Origin of the sequence: Streptomyces sp. WAC04114 (assembly GCF_019733245.1) — a bacterium.
Lineage (GTDB): Bacteria > Actinomycetota > Actinomycetes > Streptomycetales > Streptomycetaceae > Streptomyces > Streptomyces massasporeus_A.
Genome location: NZ_JAIGQA010000033.1, coordinates 44,657 through 54,819 on the forward strand (window position 1 = coordinate 44,657; position 10,163 = coordinate 54,819).

Genomic DNA, 10,163 nt, shown 5'->3' on the forward strand with positions numbered 1-10,163 from the left:
GTGATTTAGGGTTTCTGACGTGGAGCCCGACCTGTTCACCGCCGCAGCCGAAGAACGCCAGGAGAAGGAGCCGTCCAGCAGCCCCCTGGCCGTGCGGATGCGCCCGCGCACCCTCGACGAGGTCGTGGGGCAGCAGCATCTGCTGAAGCCGGGCTCACCGCTGCGCAGACTGGTCGGGGAGGCGTCCGGCCCGGCCGGTCCCTCCTCGGTGCTCCTCTGGGGCCCTCCCGGCACCGGCAAGACCACCCTGGCCTACGTCGTCTCCAAGGCGACCGACGCCCGCTTCGTGGAGCTGTCCGCGATCACCGCGGGCGTCAAGGAGGTCCGCGCGGTCATCGACGGCGCCCGCCGCGCCGCCGGCGGCTACGGCAAGGAGACCGTCCTCTTCCTCGACGAGATCCACCGCTTCAGCAAGGCCCAGCAGGACTCCCTGCTCCCGGCCGTCGAGAACCGCTGGGTGACGCTCATCGCGGCGACGACGGAGAACCCGTACTTCTCGGTGATCTCCCCCCTGCTGTCCCGCTCCCTGCTGCTCACCCTCGAACCGCTCACGGACGAGGACATCAGGAGCCTCGTCCGCCGCGCCCTCACCGACGAGCGCGGCCTCAAGGAGGCCGTCACCCTCCCCGAGGAGACCGAGAACCACCTCCTGCGGATCGCCGGCGGTGACGCCCGCCGCGCCCTGACCGCCCTGGAGGCGGCCGCCGGAGCCGCCCTCGACAAGGGCGAGGCGGAGATCGGTCTGACCACCCTGGAGGAGACGGTCGACCGGGCCGCCGTGAAGTACGACCGCGACGGCGACCAGCACTACGACGTGGCCAGCGCCCTGATCAAGTCCATCCGCGGCTCCGACGTCGACGCGGCGCTGCACTACCTGGCCCGGATGATCGAGGCCGGCGAGGACCCCCGCTTCATCGCCCGCCGCCTGATGATCTCCGCCAGCGAGGACATCGGCCTGGCCGACCCGACCGCCCTGCAGACGGCGGTCGCCGCCGCCCAGGCCGTGGCCATGATCGGCTTCCCGGAAGCCGCCCTCACCCTCAGCCACGCCACGATCGCCCTCGCCCTGGCTCCCAAGTCCAACGCCGCGACCACCGCGATCGGCGCCGCCCTGGAGGACGTCCGCAAGGGCCTGGCCGGCCCCGTCCCCGCCCATCTGCGCGACAGCCACTACAAGGGCGCGACCAAGCTCGGCCACGGCCAGGGCTACGTCTACCCGCACGACCTCCCCGAGGGCATCGCGGCCCAGCAGTACGCCCCCGACGAACTGAAGGGCCGCGAGTACTACGAGCCGACAAGGCACGGCGCGGAGGTGCGCTACGCGGACGCGGTGGAGTGGACCCGGAAGAACCTCGGTCGAAAGCGGTCCTGAGCACCCTGTAAACTCGTGCGGAGTGCCGCGTCCCGTGCAGTCAGAACGGGGCAGTCGGCCGGAGCCCGATCCCCGGGGATCGGCTCCAGGAGCGTCGCGCACCGTCGAACGGTGTCGCGGGCAGCCCACCACCACCGTCACACGACGGAACCGGTCGGTGGGCCACTCGCGTGCTGCACGTATGTGCCCAGACCAGGGGAGCGGCTGCCCACCGGGGTCCACCAGGACCGAGGAGGGTTTCCCCGGCTGCGGATGCGACCTCCCTCAACCCTGACAAGCCGATACAAGGAAAGCGAAAAACAGTGGCGAACCAGTCCCGCCCCAAGGTCAAGAAGTCGCGTGCCCTCGGCATCGCGCTGACCCCGAAGGCCGTCAAGTACTTCGAGGCCCGCCCCTACCCGCCGGGTGAGCACGGCCGCGGCCGCAAGCAGAACTCGGACTACAAGGTCCGTCTGCTCGAGAAGCAGCGTCTGCGCGCGCAGTACGACGTGTCCGAGCGCCAGCTCGTCCGCGCCTACGAGCGTGCCTCCAAGGTCCAGGGCAAGACCGGTGAGGCCCTGATCATCGAGCTGGAGCGCCGTCTCGACGCCCTGGTTCTGCGTTCGGGCATCGCCCGCACGATCTACCAGGCCCGCCAGATGGTCGTGCACGGCCACATCGCGGTCAACGGCAAGAAGGTCGACAAGCCCTCCTTCCGTGTCCGTCCGGACGACGTGGTGCAGGTCCGCGAGCGCTCCAAGGAGAAGACCCTCTTCACGATCGCTCGTGAGGGTGGCTTCGCCCCCGACGGTGAGACCCCGCGCTACCTCCAGGTGAACCTCAAGGGCCTGGCGTTCCGCCTGGACCGCGAGCCGAACCGCAAGGAGATCCCGGTGATCTGCGACGAGCAGCTCGTCGTCGAGTACTACGCCCGCTGATCCTCGGCAGGCACGCGGTACCTCAGCCCGTCGTCTCCCCACCCCTCCGGGTGGGCGAGGCGGCGGGCTTCGCGGTTCCCCTGCTCCCGCGCGGGAAACCGGTACGGAGCGCAACCTCCGGCGCGATAGGCTCGGCGCACGACTTTTTGATGTTCAGCACGTTTCAGGGAGCGGGTGCACACAAGTGTCCGGTGGAGAGGTTGCCGGGATCCTGGTGGCCGTCTTCTGGGCGATCCTGGTCTCCTTCCTCGCCGTTGCGCTGGCGAGGGTGGCCCAGACGCTCAAGGCGACCACCAAGCTCGTGGCGGACGTGACCGACCAGGCCGTCCCACTGCTGGCCGATGCCTCCGCGGCGGTGCGCTCCGCGCAGACCCAGATCGACCGGGTCGACTCGATCGCCTCCGACGTCCAGGAGGTCACGTCGAACGCCTCGGCGCTGTCGACGACCGTCGCCTCCACCTTCGGCGGCCCCCTGGTCAAGGTCGCGGCCTTCGGCTACGGCGTGCGCCGGGCCCTGGGCGGCCGCAAGGAGGACGTGCCCGCCAAGGCGTCCAGGCGTACCGTGATCGTGGGCCGCACGGTCACCCGGCGCAGCGCCCGAGGGAAGAGGGACTGAGAGCCAGCGATGTTCCGCCGCACCTTCTGGTTCACCACGGGCGTCGCCGCCGGTGTGTGGGCCACCACCAAGGTCAATCGCAAGCTGAAGCAGCTGACCCCCGAGAGCCTCGCCAGAACCGCCGGGAACAAGGCGATCGAGGCCGGTCACCGCATCAAGGACCGTGCCGTGGGCTTCGCGCTCGACGTCCGGGACAACATGGCCGTGCGGGAGGCCGAACTGGGCGACGCCCTCGGGATCAACGAGAATCCCGAGCTCCCCGCACCCCGGCGTCACATCGCCATCGAGAACCGCAACAACCCGAAGTACGTCGAGGGTTCGACGTACCAGACGTACCCGTACAACCGGAATGAGGACCACTGATGGAGTCGGCTGAGATTCGCCGCCGCTGGTTGAGCTTCTTCGAGGAGCGCGGTCACACCGTCGTCCCTTCGGCGTCGCTCATCGCGGACGACCCGACTCTGCTCCTCGTCCCGGCCGGCATGGTGCCCTTCAAGCCCTACTTCCTGGGTGAGGTCAAGCCGCCCTTCACGCGCGCCACCAGCGTGCAGAAGTGCGTGCGCACGCCCGACATCGAAGAGGTCGGCAAGACCACCCGGCACGGCACCTTCTTCCAGATGTGCGGCAACTTCTCCTTCGGCGACTACTTCAAGGAAGGCGCCATCAAGTACGCCTGGGAGCTGCTCACCAGCGCCCAGGACAAGGGCGGTTACGGCCTCGACCCCGAGCGCCTGTGGATCACCGTCTACAAGGACGACGACGAGGCCGAGCGCATCTGGCACGAGGTCGTCGGCGTGCCGAAGGAGCGCATCCAGCGCCTCGGCATGAAGGACAACTTCTGGTCCATGGGCGTCCCCGGCCCCTGCGGCCCGTGTTCCGAGATCAACTACGACCGCGGCCCCGAGTTCGGCGTCGAGGGTGGCCCCGCCGTCAACGACGAGCGGTACGTGGAGATCTGGAACCTCGTCTTCATGCAGTACGTGCGGGGCGAGGGCATCGGCAAGGACAACTTCGAGATCCTCGGCGAACTGCCCAGCAAGAACATCGACACCGGCCTCGGCCTCGAGCGCCTCGCCATGATTCTGCAGGGCGTGCAGAACATGTACGAGATCGACACCTCGATGGCCGTCATCAACAAGGCCACCGAGCTGACCGGCGTCCGCTACGGCGACGCCCACGACTCGGACGTCTCCCTGCGCGTGGTCACCGACCACATGCGCACCTCGGTGATGCTGATCGGTGACGGTGTCACCCCCGGCAACGAGGGCCGCGGCTATGTGCTGCGCCGCATCATGCGCCGCGCCATCCGCAACATGCGCCTGCTCGGTGCCACCGGTCCGGTCGTGAAGGACCTGGTCGATACCGTGATCGAGATGATGGGCCAGCAGTACCCCGAGCTCATCACCGACCGCGAGCGCATCGAGAAGGTCGCCCTCGCCGAGGAGAACGCCTTCCTCAAGACGCTGAAGGCCGGCACCAACATCCTCGACACGGCCGTCACCGACACCAAGGCCGCCGGCGGCACCGTGCTGCCCGGCGACAAGGCCTTCCTGCTCCACGACACCTGGGGCTTCCCGATCGACCTCACCCTGGAGATGGCCGCCGAGCAGGGCCTCTCCGTGGACGAGGACGGCTTCCGCCGCCTGATGAAGGAGCAGCGGGAGCGCGCCAAGGCCGACGCCCAGGCCAAGAAGACCGGGCACGCCGGAGCCGGTGCCTACCGTGAGATCGCCGACCAGGCCGGTGCCACCGACTTCATCGGCTACACCGACACCGAGTCCGAGTCCACGATCGTCGGCATCCTCGTCGACGGCGCCTCCTCCCCGGCCGCCACCGAGGGTGACGAGGTCGAGATCGTCCTCGACCGCACCCCCTTCTACGCCGAGGGCGGCGGCCAGATCGGCGACACCGGCCGCATCAAGGTGGACACCGGTGCCGTCATCGAGGTCCGCGACTGCCAGAAGCCGGTCCCCGGGGTCTACGTCCACAAGGGCGTCGTCCAGGTCGGCGAGGTGACCGTCGGCGCCAAGGCCCACGCCTCGATCGACTCCCGTCGCCGCAAGGCCATCGCCCGCGCCCACTCGGCCACGCACCTGACCCACCAGGCCCTGCGCGACGCCCTCGGCCCGACGGCCGCCCAGGCCGGTTCCGAGAACCAGCCCGGCCGCTTCCGCTTCGACTTCGGCTCCCCGTCCGCCGTCCCGACGGCCGTGATGACCGACGTCGAGCAGAAGATCAACGAGGTGCTCGCCCGCGATCTCGACGTCCGCGCGGACGTCATGGGCATCGACGAGGCCAAGAAGCAGGGCGCCATCGCCGAGTTCGGCGAGAAGTACGGCGAGCGCGTCCGCGTGGTCACCATCGGCGACTTCTCCAAGGAGCTGTGCGGCGGCACCCACGTGCACAACACCGCCCAGCTCGGCCTGGTCAAGCTGCTCGGCGAATCGTCCATCGGTTCCGGTGTCCGCCGGATCGAGGCCCTCGTCGGCGTGGACGCCTACAACTTCCTCGCCCGGGAGCACACGGTCGTCGCCCAGCTCCAGGAGCTGATCAAGGGCCGCCCGGAGGAGCTCCCGGAGAAGGTCTCCGCCATGCTCGGCAAGCTGAAGGATGCCGAGAAGGAGATCGAGAAGTTCCGCGCCGAGAAGGTCCTCCAGGCCGCCGCCGGTCTCGCCGAGTCGGCCAAGGACATCCGTGGCGTTGCTGTCGTGACCGGTCAGGTCCCCGACGGTACGTCCGCCGACGACCTGCGCAAGCTGGTCCTCGACGTGCGCGGACGCATCCAGGGCGGGCGGGCCGCCGTCGTCGCCCTGTTCACGGTGGCGAACGGCAAGCCGCTCACGGTCATCGCCACCAACGAGGCCGCCCGCGAGCGCGGCCTGAAGGCCGGCGAACTGGTCCGTACGGCCGCCAAGACCCTCGGCGGCGGCGGTGGCGGCAAGCCGGACGTCGCCCAGGGCGGCGGCCAGAACCCGGCCGCCATCGGTGACGCCGTGGACGCCGTGGAGCGTCTGGTCACCGAGACGGCCAAGTAAGAGACGGGTCGGACAGTATGCGCAGAGGACGTCGACTCGCGATCGACGTCGGGGACGCCCGCATCGGGGTCGCCTCGTGCGACCCCGACGGGATCCTCGCCACCCCGGTGGAAACGGTCCCGGGGCGTGACATTCCCGCAGCTCAGAGACGGTTGAAGCAACTCGTCGAGGAGTACGAGCCGCTGGAGGTCGTGGTCGGTCTCCCGCGCTCCCTCAAGGGGGGCGAGGGCCCGGCCGCGGTCAAGGTCCGGGGCTTCACCCAGGAACTGGCCCGCATGATCTCACCGGTTCCGGTGAGACTCGTCGACGAACGCATGACGACGGTGACGGCCAGCCAGGGACTGCGCGCCTCGGGCGTGAAGTCCAAGAAGGGCCGGTCCGTCATCGACCAGGCGGCAGCCGTGGTCATCCTGCAACAAGCCCTCGAATCCGAACGGGTGTCAGGTAAAGCACCCGGCGAAGGCGTCGAAGTGGTCATCTGATCGCGGTACGGTAACGTTCCGCGCGATGCGGCGGCATTCGAACAGCCACCGCACAGCAAGAGGCGGGGCGGGAGCCGGGCCGGAAGCCGCGCGACCGCCGCCTCGCGGCTCTAGGGGATCGATGACTGAGTATGGCCGGGGCCAAGGCTCCGAACCGTGGCATCCGGAGGACCCGTTGTACGGGGACGGCGGATGGGACGGGCAGCAGGCCCATCAGGGTCAGCAGCCCCCCTACGGCGGCCAGCCGCAGCACTATCCGCAGCAGCCGCAGGAGCCGCAGTACGGCGACTGGGGCACAGGTGACCAGGCCGGATACGGTCAGGCGCAGCAGCAGTACCCGTACGACCAGCACTACGCGGCACAGGCCCATGGTCACCAGCAGTACCCCGGTCGGCAGGATCCCGGTCACCAGCAGGCCCAGGGGTACCAGCACCAGCAGCAGTACGACACCGGCGGCTGGGTCAACGACCCCCATCAGCAGGTCTCCTACCCCGGTGACCCGGCGGATCCCTACGGGCAGCAGGCCGGTGCGTACGGCGGGGGACAGCAGGACTACTACGGCACGCCCGAAGCGTATCCGCCCCCCGAGCCGCCCGGCCGGCGCGGGGTCGCGCCCGCACAGGAGCCCGACCAGGAGCCGGTGACCGACTGGGATCCCGGCCCCGATCAGGGCGAACACGCCTTCTTCGCGGGCGACGACGATGACGACGACGAGCCGGGGGAGCGCCGCGGGCGCGAGGACAAGCGCGGGCGCGGCGGCGGCAAACCGAAGAAGCGCCGCAGCGGCATGGCCTGCCTGCTGGTCGTCGTGCTCCTCGGCGGCGGCCTGGCAGGCGTCAGCTACTTCGGCTACCAGTTCTACCAGGATCGTTTCGGCGACGCCCCGGACTTCGCGGGCGACGGCAACGGGCAGCAGGTCTCCGTCGAGATCCCCGAGGGTGCGCTCGGCTACAAGATCGGCCAGGTGCTGAAGAGCGCGGGGGTCGTCAAAAGCGTCGACGCGTTCGTCGCCGCCCAGGAGGACAACCCGAACGGCAAGGGCATCCAGGACGGCGTCTACACGCTGCAGAAGCAAATGTCGGCCGCGAGTGCGGTCGAACTGATGCTCAGTCCGAAGAGCCGCGACAACCTGATCATCGCCGAGGGCCGGCGCAACGCCGACATCTACCGGCTCATCGACAAGCGCCTCAAGGTCAAGGAAGGCACCACTGCCGCCGTGGCCAAGAAGGACTACAAGCAGCTCGGGCTGCCCTCCTGGGCGCAGAACCACGCCGACGTCAAGGACCCGCTGGAAGGCTTCCTCTACCCCTCCAGCTACGGCGTCAGCGAGGGGCAGAAGCCCGAGGACGTACTGAAGCAGATGGTCAAGCGGGCCACCGTGACGTACGAGAAGCTCGGCGTCGAGAAGAAGGCCGCGAGCCTCGGGCTCGAGGACCCGTGGCAACTGGTCACCATCGCCAGCCTGGTCCAGGCCGAGGGCACCAGCCACAGCGACTTCCGCAAGATGGCCGAGGTCGTCTACAACCGGATGAAGCCCGGCAACCCGCAGACCAACGGCATGCTGGAGTTCGACTCCACCTACAACTACATCAAGAACCAGAGCAAGATCGACCTGAGCCTGAGCGAACTGCGCAACTACGACAACCCGTACAACACGTACTTCCACAAGGGCCTGCCGCCCGGTCCGATCGACAACCCGGGCGAGGACGCGATCAAGGGCGCTCTCAAGCCGACGGACGACGGCTGGTACTACTTCATCTCGCTCGACGGCAAGACCAGCAAGTTCACGAAGACGAACGCCGAACACCAGAAGCTGGTCGACCAGTTCAACGCCTCGCGGAACAACTGAGGACACCCTGATGGCCGCACCACGCCGGGCCGCCGTACTCGGCTCCCCGATCGCCCACTCGCTCTCCCCGGTCCTGCACCGCACCGCCTACCGGGAGTTGGCCCTGACCGGCTGGACGTACGACAGGTTCGAGGTCGACGAGGCCGGGCTGCCCGCGTTCTTCGAGACGCTCGGCCCGGAGTGGGCCGGGCTCTCGCTGACCATGCCGTTGAAGCGGGCCGTGATCCCGCTGCTCGACGAGGTCAGCGAGACCGCCGCCTCGGTCGACGCGGTCAACACCGTCGTCCGCACCGAGGACGGCCGCCGGATCGGCGACAACACCGACATCCCCGGCATGGTGGCCGCGCTGCGTGAGCACGGCATCGACAAGGTCGACGCCGCCGCCGTCCTCGGCGCGGGTGCCACCGCCTCCTCCGCGCTGGCCGCGCTGTCCCGGATCTGCCCGGGCGAGATCGCCGTGTACGTGCGCAGCGAGGCCCGGGCCACCGAGATGCGGCAGTGGGCCGAGCGGCTCGACGTCGCCGTCCGGATCGCCGACTGGGCCGACGCCGAGCAGGCCCTGCGCGCTCCTCTGGTGATCAGCACGACGCCGGCCGGTGTCACCGACGCCCTCGCCCGGTCCGTGCCGGAGCGCCCTGCGGCGCTCTTCGACGTCCTCTACGCCCCCTGGCCGACCGACCTCGCCGCCCGCTGGTCGGCGTACGGCGGTGCCGTCGTAAGCGGTCTCGACCTGCTGGTGCACCAAGCCGTGCTCCAGGTCGAGCAGATGACGGGCCTGGCACCGGCACCCCTGGACGCCATGCGAAAAGCGGGCGAGCGGGCTCTCGCGGCCCGCTAAGATCCGCTCTCGGTTCCGCAGGGGGCGGAACAGGGGAGGGGAACGTCCGTCATGTCCGCAGGCCTGCCTCAGGCGTCCGTCAAGTCCCAGATATTCGAGTCCCTGCTGGGATTCCTGCCCGACTGGGTGCAGATCACGGTGCTCGCCCTGATCGTGCTCGCCGTCGTGGCGTCCTGGGGCGTCAAGATCAAGCGCAAGATCGCCTATCGGCGTGCCGTGCGCACCGGGCAGCCGGTCCACGCCGCCGCCCAGTACGGGCAGGGCCGCGGTGCGGACCACCTCGGTCAGTACGCGCCGCAGCAGGCGCAGCCGGACGGGCAGCAGGGCAGCGGGGCCGACCACCTGGGGGCGTACGCCCCGCAGCGGCAGGCCGAGCCCGCGCAGCAGCCGAGCGGTGCCGACTTCCTCGGGGCGTACGCGCCGCGGCAGCGTCAGGGCGACGGCCCGTCCGCGAACGCGTCCGCTTGATGGACCGGCCGCCGGGCAAGCGGCTCCGGCGTGGGAGGATCGGAGATGGCGGACCGGGCCGCGCACCCGGGGACGCCGTCGCCGTACGCGACGAGGCGCGTACGCAGGGCAGTACCAGAGCGCGAGCACTGAGGAGCACCGTTGAGCAGGTTGCGCTGGCTGACCGCGGGGGAGTCCCACGGTCCCGCACTCGTGGCGACGCTGGAGGGTCTTCCCGCCGGTGTGCCGATCACCACGGACATGGTGGCGGACCATCTCGCGAGGCGGCGCCTGGGCTATGGGCGCGGTGCCCGGATGAAGTTCGAACGGGACGAGGTCACCTTCCTGGGTGGGGTCCGGCACGGCCTGACCCTCGGCTCCCCGGTCGCGATCATGGTGGGCAACACGGAGTGGCCGAAGTGGGAACAGGTCATGGCCGCCGACCCGGTCGACCCGGAGATCCTCGACGGACTCGCCCGTAACGCCCCGCTGACCCGGCCCCGGCCCGGCCACGCCGACCTGGCGGGCATGCAGAAGTACGGCTTCGACGAGGCCCGGCCGATCCTGGAGCGTGCCTCGGCGCGTGAGACGGCCGCGCGCGTCGCCC

10 protein-coding genes are annotated in these 10,163 nt (G+C 69.7%); all 10 read left to right on the top strand.

The window, feature by feature from the left end:
• The first annotated feature begins 19 nt into the window (after positions 1-19).
• Positions 20-1,372: a replication-associated recombination protein A gene (locus tag K4G64_RS12225; protein ID WP_221756050.1), complete on the top strand. Its 1,353-nt coding sequence runs from the start codon at positions 20-22 to the stop codon at positions 1,370-1,372.
• Between the two features lie 302 nt (positions 1,373-1,674).
• A complete protein-coding gene (gene rpsD / locus K4G64_RS12230) occupies positions 1,675-2,289 on the top strand; it encodes a 30S ribosomal protein S4 (protein ID WP_031104240.1) in 615 nt (204 codons plus the stop codon).
• 184 nt (positions 2,290-2,473) lie between these two features.
• Positions 2,474-2,905 carry a DUF948 domain-containing protein gene (locus tag K4G64_RS12235; RefSeq protein WP_062925768.1) on the top strand — a complete coding sequence of 144 codons (432 nt, stop codon included), beginning with the start codon at positions 2,474-2,476 and terminating at the stop codon, positions 2,903-2,905.
• A 9-nt stretch (positions 2,906-2,914) separates the two neighbouring features.
• Positions 2,915-3,268: a hypothetical protein gene (locus tag K4G64_RS12240; protein WP_031104242.1), complete on the top strand. Its 354-nt coding sequence runs from the start codon at positions 2,915-2,917 to the stop codon at positions 3,266-3,268.
• Positions 3,268-5,940: an alanine--tRNA ligase gene (gene alaS / locus K4G64_RS12245; RefSeq protein ID WP_221756051.1), complete on the top strand. Its 2,673-nt coding sequence runs from the start codon at positions 3,268-3,270 to the stop codon at positions 5,938-5,940. The genes K4G64_RS12240 and alaS overlap by 1 nt, the downstream gene beginning before the upstream one ends.
• 17 nt (positions 5,941-5,957) lie before the next feature.
• Entirely contained in the window at positions 5,958-6,422 is a 465-nt protein-coding gene (gene ruvX / locus K4G64_RS12250; RefSeq protein WP_031104244.1) for a Holliday junction resolvase RuvX, read from the top strand.
• A gap of 121 nt (positions 6,423-6,543) precedes the next feature.
• Positions 6,544-8,271, top strand: a complete 1,728-nt coding sequence (mltG, locus tag K4G64_RS12255) for an endolytic transglycosylase MltG (RefSeq protein ID WP_221756052.1) — start codon at positions 6,544-6,546, stop codon at positions 8,269-8,271.
• Positions 8,272-8,281: 10 nt separating this feature from the next.
• Positions 8,282-9,109 (top strand): shikimate dehydrogenase, encoded by an 828-nt coding sequence (locus K4G64_RS12260; protein WP_221756053.1) that lies wholly within the window; start codon positions 8,282-8,284, stop codon positions 9,107-9,109.
• Between the two features lie 51 nt (positions 9,110-9,160).
• Positions 9,161-9,577, top strand: coding sequence for a hypothetical protein (locus tag K4G64_RS12265; protein WP_221756054.1), 417 nt, complete (start codon positions 9,161-9,163; stop codon positions 9,575-9,577).
• A 141-nt stretch (positions 9,578-9,718) separates the two neighbouring features.
• Positions 9,719-10,163: chorismate synthase (locus K4G64_RS12270; RefSeq protein ID WP_221756055.1), on the top strand; the 445-nt coding region annotated here is incomplete at its 3' end.